Raw genomic sequence first — 18,099 nt, 5'->3', positions numbered from 1 at the left:
TTCTCTCCACATCATTTTCTCGGTTAGTGCATACCTCCTACCAGCACTGGCCATACAATTGCAATAGAATTGCCGCTAATCTTGGCCCTTTCCTGCCCAATTATCTAAATTTGAACCGTATCTTTGCGTATAGAAAAATAACTAAGCATGCTTCACTTCTTTTTTAGTCAGCCCGATACAGTTTACGCCGTGCAATCCGAGCGGGAACTAAGCGCTACAGACATTCAAAAACTGGAATGGTTATTCGGCAACGCCACTCTAAAGCAGGAAACTGTGCTGAGTGGCTTTTTTGTTGGCCCCCGTGCAGCCATGATCACGCCCTGGAGTACCAATGCCGTAGAGATCACCCAGAACATGGGCATCGAGGGAATTATCCGGATCGAAGAGTTTAAAACAGTAGCGGAAGATTTCTCGGATTTCGACCCGATGCTTTCCCAAAGGTATAAGGGCCTGGATCAGGAGATCTACACGATTGACATACAGCCGGAGCCTGTGCAGCCTGTAGAGGATATCGCTGCCTATAACAAGCAGGAAGGACTGTCGCTGAGCGAAGAGGAAGTGGATTACTTAAACAAGCTTTCCGAAAGGCTGGGCAGACCGCTGACTGATTCCGAAGTGTTTGGCTTCTCGCAGGTGAACTCCGAGCACTGCCGCCACAAGATCTTTAATGGCAAGTTTGTGATCGATGGCGAGGAGAAAGAAAGCTCCCTGTTCAAGCTGATCCGCAAAACATCCGAAAAGAACCCGAACGATATTGTTTCGGCTTACAAAGATAACGTAGCCTTTATTAAAGGGCCGGTGGTGCAGCAGTTCGCCCCGAAACGTGCCGACGTGCCGGATTTCTACCAGGTAAGCGATTTTGAATCGGTTATCTCGATCAAAGCAGAAACACACAACTTCCCGACGACGGTAGAGCCATTCAACGGTGCCGCTACCGGTTCAGGTGGCGAGATACGCGACCGTCTGGCTGGTGGTCAGGGCGCCCTTCCGCTGGCAGGTACAGCGGTATACATGACTGCCTTGTCGCGCCTTGAAAAAGACCGTCCGTGGGAGCAAGCCACGCAGGAACGCCAGTGGCTATACCAGACACCAATGGATATCCTGATCAAGGCCTCGAACGGTGCGACGGACTTTGGTAACAAATTCGGTCAGCCGTTGATTACGGGTTCTGTTCTGACCTTCGAGCACGACGAGATAGCAGATGCAATCGAAGCTCCTCGTAAACTGGGTTACGATAAAGTGATCATGCTGGCAGGTGGCGTTGGCTACGGCAAAGCAAGCCAGGCGCAGAAAGGTCACCCGAAAGCAGGCGACAAGATTGTGATCCTGGGCGGTGAAAACTACCGCATCGGCATGGGCGGCGCTGCCGTTTCCTCTGCCGACACCGGTGAGCACGGCACAGGCATAGAACTGAACGCCATCCAGCGCTCTAACCCGGAAATGCAGAAACGTGCTGCCAATGCCATCCGTGGTATGGTGGAAAGCGAGCACAACCCGATCGTTTCGATCCACGACCACGGTGCCGGCGGCCACCTGAACTGCCTCTCTGAACTGGTGGAAGAAACTGGTGGTAAAATAGATTTAGATAAACTGCCGGTTGGAGACCCTACCCTTTCAGCTAAAGAGATCATCGGCAACGAGTCGCAGGAGCGTATGGGCCTCGTGATTGGTGAGCAGGATATTGAGACGCTTCAGAAAATAGCAGAGCGTGAACGTGCTCCGATGTATACCGTAGGCGACGTGACAGGTGATCACCGCTTTACTTTTGAGTCAGCTTCTACCGGCCAGAAACCAATGGACCTGGAGCTGAGCGACATGTTCGGCAGTTCGCCGAAAGTGGTAATGAACGACCAGACCGTTGCCCGTGAATACCAGCCCGTAACCTACGACAAAGACCAGCTCTATACCTACCTGGAGCAGGTGTTGCAGTTAGAGGCAGTAGCCTGCAAAGACTGGCTTACCAATAAAGTTGACCGCTGCGTAGGCGGACGTGTCGCGAAGCAGCAGTGCACTGGTCCGCTACAGTTGCCACTGAACAACTGCGGCGTGATGGCGCTGGATTTCCAGGGCAAAGAAGGCATAGCCACCTCCATCGGTCACTCCCCTATCTCGGCTCTGATCGATCCGGCAGCTGGTAGCCGCAATGCCATTGCCGAGTCGCTGTCTAACATCGTGTGGGCGCCGCTGAAGGACGGTCTGCAGAGCGTTTCGCTTTCTGCCAACTGGATGTGGGCTTCGAAAAACGAAGGAGAAGACGCCCGTCTGTACAAAGCCGTGGAAGCCTGCTCTGAATTCGCGATTGCCCTGGGCATCAACATTCCGACCGGTAAGGACTCGCTTTCAATGAAGCAGAAGTACAAGGACGAGGACGTAATTGCGCCAGGTACGGTGATCATCTCCGCCGCAGGAAATTGCAGCAACGTGCGCCAGGTGGTAGAGCCGGTGTTGCAGCGTGACGGCGGCAACATCTACTACATCAACCTGTCCAATGATGCCTTCAAGCTCGGCGGTTCTTCTTTCGCGCAGATCGTCAACAAGATTGGCAACGAAGCACCAGACATTACGGATGCGGAGCTGTTCGGCAAAGCCTTCAACACGCTGCAGCAGCTGATCAAAGATGGCAAGATTGCCGCAGGTCATGACATCGGCAGCGGCGGTCTGATCACCACCCTGCTGGAGATGTGCTTTGCAGATAATAACCTGGGTGCTTCCATTGATCTGACCTCGCTTGGCGAAGCCGATAGCATCAAAGTGCTGTTTGCTGAGAATATCGGCCTGGTATTCCAGGCTTCGGCAGACGTTGAGGAAACTCTGAATGCCAGTAATGTACCGTTCCATAAAATAGGAACAAGCACTTCAAGCGCAACATTGGAACTGAAGAACGGTGCAGATGCCTATACCTTCGACATCGCCCAGCTGCGTGATACGTGGTTCAAGACCTCATACCTGCTTGATATCAAGCAAAGTGGCCCGCATAGCGCCAGAGAACGTTTCGAGAACTACAAAAAGCACGAACTGACTTATACCTTCCCGGCAGGATTTGACGGCAAAAAACCGGTTATCGATAGCTCGAAGCCAAGAATCAAGGCAGCCATCATCCGTGAGAAGGGAAGTAACTCGGAGCGTGAAATGGCCAATGCCATGTACCTGGCCGGCTTCGACGTGAAGGACGTGCACATGACCGACCTGATCTCCGGTAGAGAAACCCTGGAGGATATCCGTTTCATCGGGGCTGTGGGCGGTTTCTCTAACTCCGACGTGCTGGGATCGGCCAAAGGATGGGCCGGTGCTTTCATGTACAACGAGAAAGCGAAGAATGCCATCGAGAACTTCTTTAAGCGCGAAGACACCTTATCTGTAGGTATATGTAACGGCTGTCAGCTGTTTGTAGAGCTTGGCTTCATCACGATGGGGCACGATCAGAAGGCCAGAATGCTGCATAACGTGAGTCAGAAGCACGAGAGTATCTTCACTTCCCTCACCATCCAGGAAAACAAATCGGTGATGCTTTCGAGCCTGGCTGGTAGCACGCTGGGGGTTTGGGTATCGCATGGCGAAGGGCGCTTCAGCTTACCGCATACCGAGGACAAGTACCAGATCGTGTCGAAGTATGCGTACGAAACCTACCCGGCCTGTCCGAACGGCTCCGACTACAACACCGCCATGATCTGCGATGAAACAGGTCGCCACCTGGTGATGATGCCTCACATCGAACGTTCGCTCCTGCAGTGGCAGTGGGCGCACTACCCGAAAGGTCGTCATGATGAAGTGTCGCCTTGGATGGAAGCCTTCGTGAATGCCAGAAAGTGGCTCGAAGCGAACGGTAACTAGTCAATAGGTATAACCTGATAAAAGAAAAGGCGCTCTGGAATTAACCGGAGCGCCTTTTTCATATTCCTGCGATTAGATCACGCAAATTGAGCCATCAGATACTGTGCAGCTGCTGCATATAGGAAGCCCCGACCGGCACTTCATTTCCTTTGATGCATACCTGGTGGCGCTCGATTTTATCGATCTGCTTTTTGGAAACGATATAAGAGCGGTGCACCCGCACAAAACTATCGGCAGGCAGCTGCTCACTCAACTCCTGTATGGTCATGCGCGAAAGCAGCTTCTTTCCGTCCGCCAGCACAAAAGTCACGTAATTGCCGGCCGCCTCCAGGTATAGGATCTCGTCGTAGTGCACCTTCACCTGCTCGTAACCGGTTTTGAGAAACAGATAATCTTTCACAGGGGCCGTCGTGCCGCGCAGTTGCAACAGTTCCTGTGCCTTGTTGCAGGCCTTGATAAATCGGGGCAGCGAGAAAGGCTTCAGGAGGTAGTCCACTGCATCCAACTCAAAGCTGGTGACGGCATGTTCAGAGTAAGCCGTCGTAAAGATCACCATCGGCTTTTTCTGAAGACTTGTCACAAACTCCAGTCCGGAGATATCCGGCATTTTAATGTCCAGGAACAGCAAGTCGATCGGTTCGTTTTGCAGAAACTCGAGCGCCTGAAAGGCATCTGTAAAACAACCAACCAGTTCCAGATAAGGCACTTTGGCAGCGTGTGCCCGTACCACTTCCAGCGCCATTGGTTCATCGTCTATTGCTATTGCTTTCATGCTTGTTGCTCTATACCTGTTCTGAAATCAACTATACTTACAATTGGAGGGTAAGGTGCACAAAAAACTCTTCCGGCGTGTCGCGGATAATCAGTTCATGTCTCTCCGAATACAAAAGCTCGAGGCGCTGCTTCACATTCTTCAGCCCAATACCTGATTTGTCTTTTTCCGGATCCTGCTCCGACTTCTTTTGCTTGCTGTTGTATACGTCAAAGTAAAGCTTATCCTTATCCGTATGCAAGGTGATTCTGATCCAGGATTTGTGTTTCAGGCTGATACCGTGCTTAAAGGCATTTTCGATAAAAGGAATCAACAACATCGGTGCGATGTACTTTTCGCCCAGCACCTCCTCTATCTTCGTCTCGATGGAGATGTTGGGTGAACTGGAGGTACGCAGCAGCTGCAGGTCAATGTAGTTGCGCATGTACTCGATCTCGCGGGAGAGCAGGATTTTTTGCTGATGATTCTCGTGCAGCATAAAACGCATCATGTCGCCCAGCATCTGTATACCTTGCGCGGTACGCTCGCTGTTCTCCTGCAAGGCGGTGCCGTACAGCGTGTTCAGGGCATTGAATAAGAAGTGCGGGTTGATCTGCGACCTAAGGAAGTCCAGGTTAGCACTCGTCGTCCCCAGTTCTTTCTTCAGCACAAACACCTCCTCTTTCCCCTTCATCTGGCGTTTGAACAAAAACCAGACAAAAGGCGCCGTTACGAACAGTTGGAACAAAGAGTTGAAAAAGCTCAGTCCGAAAGCATGGTCTTCGTCATGCATGAACATTAGGATCAGAAAGGCAACAGGCAAATAGGCCAGTACAACTACTAATAGCGACACGAAAAGGTATTTCCTGAAAGGGCGTGTCGACTTGAGCGCATTCGGGATGATATAATAGTAAGCCCCACAATAAAGCAGCAAGGCACACAGTGAAACGACTGCCAGCGTCAGGGTGACTTCAAACTCTATATTAAACACCATCAGTAAAAACACACTGATCATCCAAAAGATAAAGGCTGTCAGCGTATCGCGGTTGATGATCCGGTACCTGGCTGAGATCGCCGTAGCATTGGCAATCAGGTAAAGCCCGGCGTACTTGATGAAGGTATAGATGCCGACCAGGAGTAACAGGAACAAAGCATGGCGGAAGCTGTCCTGAAAAATAAGGCCGTAGTACTGCTCACTGCCATCATCCCAGGTCAACAGGTAGCTCTTGGTATAGGTGTCAAGCACGCCCGCCGCGAAGGAGTAGGCCAGGTATAGCCCGAGCAGCAGCAGGGAGTAAAGCGGCACATGCTCCTTTTGCATCAGCTTGGGTATGATCCTGAAGTTGAGGAACAGAAATCCCAGGTACAGCAAGGTATAGCGGATCAGCTGTGGCCAGAAATAATGCTTGTAGAAGTGATACTCGATCCCTGCCCTTTCAAAAAACCACTGGTTAGGTTCGTATGAAGTAGAGAGCGAAAAGATCGAAAAAACAAAAATTGCAGTAGCAACCCAGAACTCTATTTTAGCCGTCTGGAGTGGCTTTGCGATGTGGTTGTCCAGTGTCATATCATTCATAGAACAATGATAAATTAAAGCGTTGAGTATAAACAAAAAATGTGATGAATGCGGCTGATTTTGTGACGGATGGCGCTAAAACATGGTATCCAGCATGAAATTGATCAGTTGCGCTGACTGCCGTACATAAAGGGCTTTTGTAGGCGCAGCTGGTTTCTGAATTGTCACCTTTCTGACATTGTCCATCATTTCCAGGTCGATCAGCAGGTTGCGCGGGTCTATACCTGCCTGGGCGGGTTTGGCGGAAACGGTGAACTGGATCTGCTGTTCCGCTGCATGCAGCCTGTGCTTCTCCAGGTATAGCAGCTCTCCCAACTGACCTTCCTGACCAGCAGCATACACCCCTACTTCTACCAGATCATGTACAGGTATAGCCGTTTCCCTGCCTAAGGTATCCACCACCGACTTCTGCGCCCGTACATCGAGTGTCACTTGCCATTGTCCGTCTGCTGTTGGAACAGCTACAGCCTGCTTTGCTTCCAGATTCCAGTAAGTGTTTTGCTCGAACAGGTCGACCAACAGGTACTGCAAGGAATCCGGGGTGACTGCCTGCAGTTCGCGGTACAGATGCAGGGAAGTAGGCAAGGAGGGCTCTCCTGAACCGAACTTTTGCAGCAACTTGCGCAAGGCCCGGTTCACCTGCTCTTCTCCCAGGTACTCTTTGATGGCATACATGGCAAAAGGTCCTTTTCTGTAACTCAGGAAGGGATCATTGGACTGCAGCAGCGGCACATCGGCCTTGGAGCGGGGTGTGAGGTAGGACTGGCGCATCACCCAAAGTAATCTCTCCAGATGACCGGCACCATAAGTGGCTTCGACCACCCCCAGGGCGCTATACCAGGCGAGACTCTCGGTCAGCAGTGCCGCTCCTTCCATGTCAGCCGGTACCAACTGATGCGCCCACCATTGGTGCGCTATTTCATGTGTCCCTACCGCAAAAACAAGGTCGATATCCCGCCAATCTTCGGCAGGGTTCAACATCGAAAATTTTTCCGTCAGGGCAATAGTGCCCGGATAGGCCGATGCGCCGCTTCCTGCCCCGGGATACTCCACCAGCCGGAGTTGACGGTGCGGGTAGGGTCCAAAGTGACGGGTATAGTATTCCAGCGACGCTTCCGCACTTTTGAGCAGCCGATCTACCTGATGGGCATGCGCGGGATGGTAAAGCACCTGGATCAGCACGTCCTGCCACTGGGTTTCGCGCAGGTCATACGCAGCAGAGTAAAACGTATAGAGGTTGCGTATGGGCACGTCAGCCACGTAGTAAAAGTAGCGTCTCCCCTTCTCTGTCCAGGTATACTGCAGGCTCCCGCTTGTGACGGCTGTCTGATCTGCAGAAGTGCCGACCACCGCCTCAAAGCGGATACGTGCCTGATCTGCGTTCTGACGCTGTCCTTCTCCTTCCTGTAGTGGCTGAATAGCCGGCTTTGAAGGAAGCTGATGCGCCTGCCGGTCACGTGCAAGGCTCAATTCCCGGTTTGCCTGGTAGCCGATGGCAGGCAGCCAGGCATGGTTCAGAAAATAGCTACCATTCGCTGTCACGGCATGGTCTGTCCCTTTCCCGGCAAAGCCTTTGGGCTTGTACTGCAGATCAAAGCTCAGCTCCAGCGAGTCGCCGGGTTGCATAGCCTCTTCGAGGATGAAAATGGAATGATGATGCGGCCGATCTTCGAGCACAGTTTTGGCTGCCCGACTCAACTCTAAATACCTGGTATCTACGCCAAAGGCTGTGGCTATGTGGATGCTGTCAATGGTTACCTCACTTTTGTTCTGAAGGGTATAAACTCCGCTCACCCACGCTTCCCCCAGATCCGGGTATAACTCTACGTGCAGGCTGGTGGCTGTCAGCGTTGGTTGAGGTATGTCCTTATACTTTCCGTAGAGGTGCTCGTAAGTGGCACGCCGCTCAATCAGTTCCTTTTTTGAAAGTTGCTCACTCAACACATCTGTCTGGTAAAACACAAATGCACCAAGCGAAAAAACCGCCAGCAAGCCGCATGCGGCTACCAGTATCATTTGTTTTGACGGGTGCAGCACCGCAAGGCGCATTCGCTGCCCTATACCTGTTTCCCGGCCTCTCACCCAAAACCTGAAAGTAAGCAACGCAAGCAGCCCAGCCCAGGCGGCCCAGTATAGCTTAAACCAAAACCAGGGTGCCAACTGCGACCCGAAACCACGCATCTCGGAGTAAGACCAGCCTAGGTCTGCACCGTAAACCCACAGCCTGTTGTCCACACCCATTTCTGAGGCGAATACTCCGAAGAGAAAGACGACAAACGTGATGATGTGCGCCAGGTATTTATGATTCACCAGCACATGCACGGCCATTGCCAGCACCGCCAACAACAGATAGTCAACCAATTGCAGACCGAATAGTATTCGCAGGTATAGGCCGATCTCCAGCGCCTCATACCCCTGCGACAGTTGCGTGGCTATACCTGCCAGCAGAAATACAATTTGCAGCGTAAGCAGCATCAGTATCAGACTACTCAGCTTACTGAGCAGCAAAACCCAGTCGGGCACGGGGGCAGCATCTGCTATATCACTGATACGGGCATCCCGCTCACGCCAGACGAGCTGACCGGCGTATACGACCATGACTGCCACTATGATCAAGCGTAACATGAACAGGTTGTAAATGGCTGTAATGCGGGCAGTCGTAGGAAGGGTCGGCACTCCGAGCGACCCCTCCAGCCACTCCGGCAATAGCATTAGTAGTAATCCCGCTATACCTGACAAAGCAATCCAGCCCCAGCTCTTCATGTTCTCGCGGTAGGTTTGTAAAGCGATGGCAGCCATCTGATGCAGTCTGGAGCTCAGTCCGAACTCTTTCTGAACTTTTGGAACGGCAATGGGAACTGCATCTACAATAGGCGCCTCCACAGCTTTGCGCTTCATGATCCGGCTCCACCAACCTGAGATGGCGTGGTGTGCAAATCGAAAGCGACCGAAGGCGATGGCCATGAAGCCGAATGCAATCAGCAGCCAGAGTACCCGGTTCCAGAGCAGCCAGCCGTCGATTGGCACCAGTTGTGTGTTGATGTGGAGGGGCGTCTGTGTTTTCCGGAACTCACTCACGATCGTAAAGCCGGAAAAGTCCAGCTGCCTGGCCAGTTGCCAGAGCCCCAGGTGGTCTGCCAGCATCTCCTTGCTCACCAGCGCCACCACAAACAGCAGTCCGCCTCCCAGAAAGCTCAGCATGGCATGGCGACTCAGCAAGGCCAGCGAAAACAAAATGACCGTAGACACAAAGGCAGCGGGAAGTGCTATCACCAGAAAGGAGCTCAGGTAGGGTGAAAACTGGAAAGGACCGAAAAGCGCCCTGTCTATACCTGGCACCACCAACGCCAGCATCAGGCCCAGCGGCAGCGCCAGCAAAACGAGGGCGATCACAGCAAAAGCACCCATCAGTTTACCACCCAGGTAGGCAAACTTACTGACAGGCGTAGTATACAGCAATGGATCTATTCTGGACCGCAAGTCGTGTGTCGCAGCTTCGCCGGCCACGGCTGCTATCACCAGCAGTGCCAGCAAACTGGCAATGGCTGAAATAGCCGCGATCACAACCGGGGCATTCAGGAAATAATCTCCGCTGTACACATTGTCGGTAAAACTCAGCACCATCGCAAAGGTCAGCAGCAGGTAAATGCCGAAGTAAATCCAGGTGGAAATGCGGCGCAGCAGGTAGCGCAGCTCAAACCGGAACATCGCCCAGAACATCATAGCACCACCTCCTTTCCGGCTTGCAGTAGTCGTTTGCCGCTAAGCCCGGCCATGGTACTGAAATAAACATCCTCCAGCGTTGCTTCTACAGGCTCAAACCCTATGCCTGGTAAACTACTGCTGCAGACACGCACCACAAACTTCCCAGCCTGCAACCTGGTGGAGATCACAACATGCGCACGTTCTATTTCCGGGAACTCCTCTTTCCGGATCACCTTGCGCCATACCTGCCCCTGCATAGCGTTTGTTGCCTGCAGCGGCTCTGCTTCCATGAGTATTTCCCCCTTGTTGATGATGGCCATGTGCGTGCACAGTTCAGATACATCATCCACAATGTGCGTTGAAAGAATCACGATGCTGTTCTCGCCCAGCTCGCAGAGGAGGTTCAGAAACCTTACCCGCTCCGAAGGGTCCAGGCCGGCGGTAGGTTCATCCACTATCAGCAGTTTCGGATTGCCGAGCAAGGCGACTGCCACACCAAAGCGCTGCCGCATACCACCTGAGTAGCCACCCAGCTTCTGTTTGCGCACTTCCCAGAGGTTGGTTTGCCGCAGCAGTTGCTGCACCAGATCGCTGCGGTCGGCACGACTCGTGATTCCTTTCAGGATGGCAAAATGAGAGAGCAGTTGCTCGGCCGTCACGTTGCGGTACACGCCAAACTCCTGCGGCAGGTAACCCAGCGTTTCGCGCACTTTGGCTTTCTGACGCACCACATCAATGTCTCCGAGCAAGATCTGTCCCTCGTCCGGCTCCTGCAGGGTGGCCAGTATGCGCATCAATGTGGATTTTCCGGCGCCATTCGGTCCCAGCAATCCGTACATACCTGCGGGAATTGTCAGACTGGCGTTGTGCAGGGCCTGCACCCCATTCGGATAAGTTTTGGAGATGTTTCGGATCGTTAATTCCATCGTTTCTTTTGTCTAGTCTTGTTCCTGTTGCACCCGCCCAGCTGATTACCAGGCCTTTAACAGGAGTAAGATTAGAAAACAGCAAACAGGACTTCAACTAAAAGTGATGAAACTCCGAAAAGATGTGATAAACTGAAGGTTGTTATGATTTTGCCCTCCAGAGGAGGAGCTATTATGGCCTGCCCTTACATTTCAATAACTTTCTTTACCCTTTCCGGAGGCATAAAAAAACCGCTCAGGCCATGCGGGAGCGGTTTTACTTTCATCTTAAAAAATTACTCTATACTTGATTTTACTCAAGGCCTAAGTATAAGGCCTGTTCCCTATACCTGATCTACCCTGATCCACTGCATACCAGCAGCCTCAGCAGCCTGCACGCCGGGCACCCCGTCCTCAAACACCAGACAATGTTCGGGTGCTACGCCCAGCTTTTCTGCCGCCAGCAAAAACGGGTCTGGAAAAGGCTTTCCCTTCCCTGTATCACCGGCACATACCAGCACTTCCACCAAATGATCGATCTGCAGCACCTCCAGCGTCTTCTGAATCATCTTCCTGGAGCCGCCTGATACCACGCCGATCCTCACCTTACCGGCATGGGCTACCAGGTGGTCTACCACAAACTGCACGGGCTTTGTCTCGGAGATGAACTCGTGGTAGAACAGCTCTGATTTTGATCTTTCAAATGCCTCCGGATCGAAGCTGCTCCCGTATCGCTTGTTGATCTCAACGACCACAGCAGGTATAGGCAGTCCGGCAAACTCGTCTACAATGGCCGGATCGATTGTGATGCCCTGACCGGCAGCCACCTTTACGTAAGTATCTTTGTGTGCCTGCATGTTATCCGCCAGCGTGCCGTCGCAGTCGTACAGAAAGGCCTGGTAGTCGCCAGCTGTCAGCTTGAGCAGCTGCTCATAGAGCCGCTTGTTTTGTATGGCGAAGTTATCTTCTGTCATGTTGTGTAGATTGATTTTTGCCTGGTTGCAGGCTTTGTTAGCGGATGGCGGCTACAAATTGCCCGATGGCTCTGCTCACAGCACCTTCTCTGGCCACCAGCCAGTTGAACAAGAGGATGCCACAGGAAGCGCATACTATACCTGCCAGTACATCCAGCACGTAGTGGTGCAAGGTATAGACCGCCGCAAACCAGATACCCACCGTGATGATGGTAAAGAATACTTTTGCTACCAGTCCTAGCCTGTTCTTCAAGGCATAATAGAGCACGATAAGCGGATAAGCGGAATGAAGCGAAGGCATGGCTGCAAACACATTGGAGCCCTTGGCATAGAGCGAATGGAAAACGGTGATACCAAAAAACTCATCGAAGCGCACCAGGCCTGCCGTGTTGCCGGGTGTTTTGGCGATGAACTCAAAACCATGCAGCTGCACGTACCAGGGCGGCGCAGCCGGGTATAGGTAGTAGACCACAAATCCCAGCAGGTTGACGAGCAGAAACGTGAGCGAAAAGTACACAAACTGCTGCCGGTTCCAGAAAAACAGAAAGCCGGCAAAAGCCAGCGGCACCGGTATCCAGCTGAGGTAGAAGATACCGCTCATCACATCCAGAAAGGCGTTGCTGTGCTGCTGCCAGAATTCATTGGGGCTCAGTATACCTTCGCCATTCCGGATGCCGAACACTGCTTTCTCGGTATTGTACAGGTCCTCGATGTGCACGGTGTTGAACCAGTAGTTCGGGAAGGCTTTCATGTAATCGTAGAGCACCCAGAACACGATAAAGATAGAGAAGCCGGTGATGAACTTACGGGTGATGGGCGTTGCAAAGTAGAGGGCGTTTGCCAGCCCCACCAGCACCAGCTGATCAGACTTGAACCCCACCAGCAGGTACGAGAGCAGCAGATAACCGATCGAAAGGGCGGCTACAACAAGGGCATTCTTCCGTGTTACTTTCGCCTTCCCCTCTGTTGCCGTAGTTGTTAAACTCATTTTATTTTTTGTCAAAATCAGAACCGAAAATCTTGTCCCAGAGAGAAGAACTCACGCCGTAGCCTTTTGTAGCATCGGAGTAGTGATGCAGCATGTGGTGCTTTTTCAGCTTCTTCCAGAACTCACCTTTAAAGTTGAAGTGGTGCAGGGCATAATGGGAAATATCATAAAAGAGATAGCCCAACAGAAAGGCTGCAAAAAAAGCATACAGCTCCCCTCCCGACAGCAGCAATGCAAATAGAAAATACAGCGCCGTAGCCATGGGGATGCTGGCTGATGGTGGCATCACCAGCCGCCTGGTATCGTTCGGGTAGTCGTGGTGCACACCGTGGAAAATAAAGTGCAGGCGCAGGGCCCACTTTGCCTTCGGCACATAATGAAACACGAAGCGGTGCAGCACATACTCGGTTAGCGTCCAGACAAACAGGCCAAGTGTGGCATAGCCTATAAAGAAAAGCACCGACAGTTGCTCCACATATAGCGCCAGCCAGCTCAGGAAGAGGATGACCGGCACGTATATGTAAAGCGGCACCGTCCAGTGCACTTTGGACAGCGCTTCCATCCAGTCATACCTGAACATCCTGACAGACTCCTGCGAGTTAGACACGAAATTCTTTTTCATCTGTAAACTAAGGTTTAAAACGTCCTGTTACTGCCTTCCCGGTAGCGGCATCGCGGCCGCTCAGCTCCACATACAGCACATTGGGCACCCAAAATGTACCGCCTTCGATCCGCACAAACACGCGGTCCAGTATAGCCTCTTCCCTGTTTATCGTGGTATAGACACGGTACTTGCCATCGGCCGTCTTGCGTAGGTATAGCGCCAGTTTGCCATAACTCACGAACTTGATCTCATAGTGGTCTTTGCCCAGTTTTTTGGTGTTCAGACCGTAGGCAAATTTGCGCTGAATGTAATTCAGCTCCTTCTGCTCTCCCCCATCCGCATACCGGATCCAGAACGGGTGAATCGGCTCCGCTTCGTTCAGCGCTCCCTGCGTCGTCCGGTTCAGTTCGTACACAACCGTGTTGGCATTCGGGTCGCGCTGCACATAAAACAGCAGCTCTTTGATGCCCTTCGGCACCGGCAGTGTGTCGGCTTTTGCTTCGGCTATACCTGCCGGACTGTGGCCGCTGGCACTTCCTATACCTGTGTAAAGCAGAAGGAGTGCCGGGTAAAAGATTTTTCTCACGTTGTTAAGCTTCTCCTTAGCGGGTTGCCATCTCTTTCTGCTCCATGGCTTTTTTGGAGTCCATCAGCCTGTTATAAGCTGTGATGTTCGTCATCACCGCCATCACGGTGATAGGCAGTGTGAACACCGACATCGTCTCAAAAATATGAAATGGAATGCCCGGCACGTATACCTTGTAATCTGCACCCACAAAATAGTAGGTAATACCACAGGCGATAGCCGATACCCCGATCAGCACGACCCGCTCCGGGCGCTGCATCAGGCCACCCTTGCACTCCACGCCCAGCCCCTCGGCGCGGGCCCGGGTATAGCTCACCATCATCGAGCCAATCAGGGCGATGAAGGCAAAGAGTGAACTGAGTAGATAGTGGTGCGAAATCAGGTAATAGCAGATACCCATGAACATGATCATTTCACTGTAGCGGTCGAGCACCGAGTCGTACATGGCCCCGAAAGTGGACTTCATATTGCCCAGCCTGGCCACCTGCCCGTCGAGCATGTCGAACACGCCGGCAAACAGCACCAGCGCTCCGGCCCAGCCCACGTATCCGAGCTCACCCCGGTTGCTAATTTCCCCGCCCCAGATAAAGATGGCTGCTACCCCTATGTTCAGGATAAGCCCGGTGGTGGTAACAGCGTTGGGTGTGAAGCCCAGCCTGATCAGGAGTCGCACAAAAGGGTTGATCACCGTGTAGATTCCCTGCTGCAACGCGTCGCGCACTGATTTCATGTCCATACTTCTATGTTGTAAGTATTAAAAATCAAACTTAAACCTGCCCCTTATACCTATATCGGACACATTTGGATGATCCAGGTAGGTCAGACGCTTCACTACGTCAATTCTGAAGAAGTTAAAAATGTTACCTATACCTACGCTCGCCTCCATATAAGGCTTGCTTTCTAGCGTATACGTGAGTGGCAAACCATTGGCATCTGTCGGGAAGCGCAGCAGATCCGGGTTTTCGTGCGGCATGTTCTCTTCGCGCACTTTGCCATACAGCGCCTTGAAAGTGACAAACTCCCGCAGCTTTGTTTTCTTGATCAACGGGAGCTTGTTAAAGATAAAGCCGTTGAAGCCGTGGTCGATGTGCACGCTGGCATACTGGTCGCTCACAAACTCCAGGAAGTTCATCAGGTTGTATGACTGCAGTTGGTATGAGTAACTCTGGTTGGCACGGTGAATCGACAGCAGCGGGAACGGCACCTGCCCGAAAATGTAGCCGCCTTCCGTTACCACATCCGAATAGCCCAGCTGTGACAGGTAGAAGCGCTTGCTCACATTCAGGGCTACCTTCTGATATTCAAACTGTCCCCCGAAGGTACCTTTTATACCAGCAGCTGCGCGCAACGTGAACACCGGATGGCGGTTAGCCACCGGTGTGCGGTAGATCTTACCCTGCAAAAACTGCTCGTTCGGAGCCCAGCGCAGTTCAATCGAAGCCTCAGTGGTGGTGAGTTGCTGAAGTGGCTGCGACTCGTCCTCACCGGTGGCATCCCCCACCGGTATGTATTGCAGCGAACCGGCCGGGGCCTGTCTCCAGTTCCGGAAGCCGATGCGGTAGGACATGTGATTTTCGAACTCCCGCAGGTAATCGATGTTGTAGGTTTCGTTGTATAGCCACTTGTCGTTTTCGCCACGCTTAAAAGAAAGCAGGAAATTGTCTTCCTGCACAAACTGCAGTTCCTGACCCGGTATGTTGGTGTCCTTCTGATAACTTACCCGGATAGCCCGCACCGGAAACTCCCAGATGGAGCGGTCTGTGAGCGAGTAGGTGCCGCCAAGGTAGTACTTCCACTGCTCGTCTTTGAAACCGTAAGCAGTGTAAGTCTCCAGCATCACTTTCTTGCTGAAGTTGTTTGTCGTGCGTCCACCAAAGCGCAGCCGGAAGCCCTCCACCGGATTGAAGCTGTAGAATGTGTTGATCGGGCCTATTTCGATTTTGGACCCAGCCCGCTTATACCCTGCGATCAGGGCGGTGCCCCAGTCCATGGTGCGTCTGAAAGACTTCATGTTCACCAGGCTGTCGATGTTGGTATAGGTATTCACCTCCACGGCCGAAAGCGAGTCGTGCCGGCTGGCCTGCCAGAAGTCCTCGCCCAGCACGGAGGTCGGTTGCGTCCGCACCACAGCTTCGCCTTCGTAATGCGATGCAGGCTGCGCTTCATTTACCTTGTAGTCCCTGAAGGAAACCACCCGCTCCCCATAAAAGCCCATGTCGCTGTTCTGCGTCAGGCCGAAGTCGGCTTTAAGGCCGCTTTTGCTCAAGTGGTAACGGCCGTCCGGGTTCTTTTCAAAGTCCAGCTTGATCTTCAGATCGCGCACCCAGTTGATGCTCACGCCCTTGCTCACCTCCATGTCCACGCTCTGCACGGCGTAGGTGCCGTCAAGCGTCACGTACATACTGCCAGTGAACATAAAGGCTGCCGGGTTACGCGGCTCAAATTGCAGCCTGGCCAGTTGCTGTCCCTCATCGGTTCTTACCGTGTCTTTGAGGTAGAACTTATAGAACGTAGGCGCCATGTCGGCAATCGGACTTAGAAACTGGTTGGTCAGGATGGTAATGTTATTGTCGTAGATGTCTACGTCCTGGTACATGTGCTGCATGTAGGCCATGATGCCCTGGTTGTCGACAAACTCGCCAAAGTCTACTTTCTTCTCGGCCTTTACCACGGTCTTGCGCGTCTGCGGAGACTTGCGGTAATACTGCTCCGTCAACTCCTCCTGTATGAAGAAAGGAAGCACCGCCCTTCCCGTGAGCACGGTAGTGTCGATGTTGTTGGTAATGAAGTCGTATTTACGCAGCAGGAGATTGCGTTTCAGTTTTTCCGGTGTGTTCACCAGCGACATCTGCGTTTTCTCGTACTGCTCATACTGCACGTAGTCATAGCTTTCCGGCCTGTTCCTGGCTTTGTTGTCCACGATCAGCCTGATCAGGTCAACCGCCGGGTTATCCTTGTTGCTGTACTTGACCTTGCGCTTTTTGCCTACCACCACTACTTCGTTCAGCACTTTGGCATCGGTTTGCAGCTTCACGTGCAGCGTCTGCTCCTGCCCCGGCGTCACGGCCATCGAGGCGGTCTGGTATCCCAGGTATGAGAATTGTATTTTATTGACGATCTGGTTTGTCCGGATCTGGAAGTTCCCTTCGTAGTCGGTGCTGGTACCCGTGCTGGTGCCAGGTATAAAAACAGAAACGCCGATGAGCGCCTCGTTGGTGGCAGCGTCTTTTACGGTGCCTTTAATCGTTGTGAGGCCTTGGGCCATCACTGGTGTGGCCTGTACTCCTGCCGCCATAAGCAACATGAAGCAAATCAGCCGGTATAGGTATACGCTATACATATTCCTATCTGAATACATATCGTTTTTGAAAAATGTAATTGTAGAAAAAGCCGACAAGCAGCGAAGTGATTATTTTGGAGTAGAGGTAAGGCAGACCACCATAGTGCGTTATCACGTACACTCCAGATGCGTTCAGCACCAGGCTTCCTTTCCAGATGATCAGATATTTAACTGCCTGCGTTGGCACAGTTTTATGTGCGGCCTGGAACACCCAGTTTCGGCCGAGTGCGAAATGTGTAATGCCCCCTGAAATAGTGCCAATTACGGTGCCTGCCACATACCAAATGCCGAGCAGTTCCACAACCAGCACCGTGACCAGAAAGTCGACAGCGGAAGCTACCAGAGAAGCAGCCTGCGCCTTCAGAAAGGTAAACATTTAGAATAGCTTCAGGTAAAGCAATATTTGTAAAACAATATTTGCGTAAACACCCGCCACTACGTCGTCCAGCATCACGCCCAGTCCTCCCCTCACTTTCTCCAGCTTTCGGATATAAAGCGGCTTCACAATATCGAAGAAGCGAAACAGCACCAGTCCGGCCAGCAGGGTGCTGAGCGACACAGGTATAAACAGCATGGTGATCAGCATGCCCGCCACTTCGTCTATCACTACTTTCTTATCATCTTTGCCCCAGTGCGGCTCCACTTCGTTGGCCGACCAAACGCCCAGCACCGTGAGCAGCAGGGTGATGACAGGAAGCCAGATAACAAGCTGGCTCCCACCTGCCTGCGGCAGCGCATACAGGCACAGGCAGACCGCCACAGCAGCTACTGTACCGCCCCCCTTGCCTATGTAGCCGATGCCCAGGCTGGTGGAAACCAATTTGTGTAATTTCAGCATA

13 protein-coding genes are annotated in these 18,099 nt (G+C 52.4%); 1 reads left to right on the top strand and 12 read right to left on the bottom strand.

Annotated elements, in window-relative coordinates; translation table 11 throughout:
• The first annotated feature begins 147 nt into the window (after window positions 1–147).
• Window positions 148–3,831, top strand: coding sequence for a phosphoribosylformylglycinamidine synthase (purL, locus tag BW972_RS06745; protein ID WP_076421589.1), 3,684 nt, complete (start codon window positions 148–150; stop codon window positions 3,829–3,831).
• 94 nt (window positions 3,832–3,925) lie between these two features.
• On the opposite strand, the gene BW972_RS06740 is transcribed toward purL, so the two are convergent.
• The 12 genes from BW972_RS06740 to BW972_RS06685 form a co-directional block, all read right to left on the bottom strand.
• Window positions 3,926–4,603: a LytR/AlgR family response regulator transcription factor gene (locus BW972_RS06740; RefSeq protein WP_076421588.1), complete on the bottom strand. Its 678-nt coding sequence runs from the start codon at window positions 4,601–4,603 to the stop codon at window positions 3,926–3,928.
• Between the two features lie 37 nt (window positions 4,604–4,640).
• Entirely contained in the window at window positions 4,641–6,158 is a 1,518-nt protein-coding gene (locus BW972_RS06735; protein ID WP_007657782.1) for a sensor histidine kinase, read from the bottom strand.
• 75 nt (window positions 6,159–6,233) lie between these two features.
• Entirely contained in the window at window positions 6,234–9,881 is a 3,648-nt protein-coding gene (locus BW972_RS06730; protein WP_143731947.1) for an ABC transporter permease/M1 family aminopeptidase, read from the bottom strand.
• On the bottom strand, window positions 9,878–10,789 hold the full coding sequence (locus BW972_RS06725; RefSeq protein ID WP_076421586.1) for an ABC transporter ATP-binding protein: 912 nt from the start codon (window positions 10,787–10,789) through the stop codon (window positions 9,878–9,880). The genes BW972_RS06730 and BW972_RS06725 overlap by 4 nt, the downstream gene beginning before the upstream one ends.
• A gap of 323 nt (window positions 10,790–11,112) precedes the next feature.
• Window positions 11,113–11,742 carry an HAD family hydrolase gene (locus BW972_RS06720; RefSeq protein ID WP_076421585.1) on the bottom strand — a complete coding sequence of 210 codons (630 nt, stop codon included), beginning with the start codon at window positions 11,740–11,742 and terminating at the stop codon, window positions 11,113–11,115.
• Between the two features lie 37 nt (window positions 11,743–11,779).
• Window positions 11,780–12,730, bottom strand: coding sequence for a phosphatase PAP2 family protein (locus BW972_RS06715; RefSeq protein ID WP_076421584.1), 951 nt, complete (start codon window positions 12,728–12,730; stop codon window positions 11,780–11,782).
• A gap of 1 nt (window position 12,731) precedes the next feature.
• A complete protein-coding gene (locus BW972_RS06710; protein ID WP_076421583.1) occupies window positions 12,732–13,352 on the bottom strand; it encodes a sterol desaturase family protein in 621 nt (206 codons plus the stop codon).
• A 7-nt stretch (window positions 13,353–13,359) separates the two neighbouring features.
• Window positions 13,360–13,920 (bottom strand): DUF4833 domain-containing protein, encoded by a 561-nt coding sequence (locus tag BW972_RS06705; protein WP_076421582.1) that lies wholly within the window; start codon window positions 13,918–13,920, stop codon window positions 13,360–13,362.
• Window positions 13,921–13,936: 16 nt separating this feature from the next.
• On the bottom strand, window positions 13,937–14,656 hold the full coding sequence (locus tag BW972_RS06700; protein WP_076421581.1) for a CDP-alcohol phosphatidyltransferase family protein: 720 nt from the start codon (window positions 14,654–14,656) through the stop codon (window positions 13,937–13,939).
• Window positions 14,657–14,674: 18 nt separating this feature from the next.
• Window positions 14,675–17,278, bottom strand: a complete 2,604-nt coding sequence (locus BW972_RS06695; protein WP_076421580.1) for a DUF5686 and carboxypeptidase-like regulatory domain-containing protein — start codon at window positions 17,276–17,278, stop codon at window positions 14,675–14,677.
• Window positions 17,265–17,636 carry a GtrA family protein gene (locus tag BW972_RS06690; protein WP_007657789.1) on the bottom strand — a complete coding sequence of 124 codons (372 nt, stop codon included), beginning with the start codon at window positions 17,634–17,636 and terminating at the stop codon, window positions 17,265–17,267. The genes BW972_RS06695 and BW972_RS06690 overlap by 14 nt, the downstream gene beginning before the upstream one ends.
• Window positions 17,637–18,098: a phosphatidylglycerophosphatase A family protein gene (locus BW972_RS06685; RefSeq protein ID WP_007657790.1), complete on the bottom strand. Its 462-nt coding sequence runs from the start codon at window positions 18,096–18,098 to the stop codon at window positions 17,637–17,639.
• Window position 18,099 lies beyond the last annotated feature (1 nt).

The sequence above is a fragment of the Pontibacter lucknowensis genome (assembly GCF_900156415.1).
GTDB classification, from domain to species: Bacteria; Bacteroidota; Bacteroidia; order Cytophagales; family Hymenobacteraceae; genus Pontibacter; species Pontibacter lucknowensis.
Note: the sequence above shows the minus strand (reverse complement) of the source record. Positions and strands in the feature narration are given on the sequence as shown.

What these genes read in the sequence shown, in the direction of transcription:
- purL (WP_076421589.1), top strand. Translation starts at nt 148, where the DNA reads ATGCTTCACTTCTTTTTTAGTCAGCCCGATACAGTTTACGCCGTGCAA.
- BW972_RS06740 (WP_076421588.1), bottom strand. Translation starts at nt 4,603, where the DNA reads ATGAAAGCAATAGCAATAGACGATGAACCAATGGCGCTGGAAGTGGTA.
- BW972_RS06735 (WP_007657782.1), bottom strand. Translation starts at nt 6,158, where the DNA reads ATGAATGATATGACACTGGACAACCACATCGCAAAGCCACTCCAGACG.
- BW972_RS06730 (WP_143731947.1), bottom strand. Translation starts at nt 9,881, where the DNA reads ATGATGTTCTGGGCGATGTTCCGGTTTGAGCTGCGCTACCTGCTGCGC.
- BW972_RS06725 (WP_076421586.1), bottom strand. Translation starts at nt 10,789, where the DNA reads ATGGAATTAACGATCCGAAACATCTCCAAAACTTATCCGAATGGGGTG.
- BW972_RS06720 (WP_076421585.1), bottom strand. Translation starts at nt 11,742, where the DNA reads ATGACAGAAGATAACTTCGCCATACAAAACAAGCGGCTCTATGAGCAG.
- BW972_RS06715 (WP_076421584.1), bottom strand. Translation starts at nt 12,730, where the DNA reads ATGAGTTTAACAACTACGGCAACAGAGGGGAAGGCGAAAGTAACACGG.
- BW972_RS06710 (WP_076421583.1), bottom strand. Translation starts at nt 13,352, where the DNA reads ATGAAAAAGAATTTCGTGTCTAACTCGCAGGAGTCTGTCAGGATGTTC.
- BW972_RS06700 (WP_076421581.1), bottom strand. Translation starts at nt 14,656, where the DNA reads ATGGACATGAAATCAGTGCGCGACGCGTTGCAGCAGGGAATCTACACG.
- BW972_RS06695 (WP_076421580.1), bottom strand. Translation starts at nt 17,278, where the DNA reads ATGTATTCAGATAGGAATATGTATAGCGTATACCTATACCGGCTGATT.
- BW972_RS06690 (WP_007657789.1), bottom strand. Translation starts at nt 17,636, where the DNA reads ATGTTTACCTTTCTGAAGGCGCAGGCTGCTTCTCTGGTAGCTTCCGCT.
- BW972_RS06685 (WP_007657790.1), bottom strand. Translation starts at nt 18,098, where the DNA reads ATGCTGAAATTACACAAATTGGTTTCCACCAGCCTGGGCATCGGCTAC.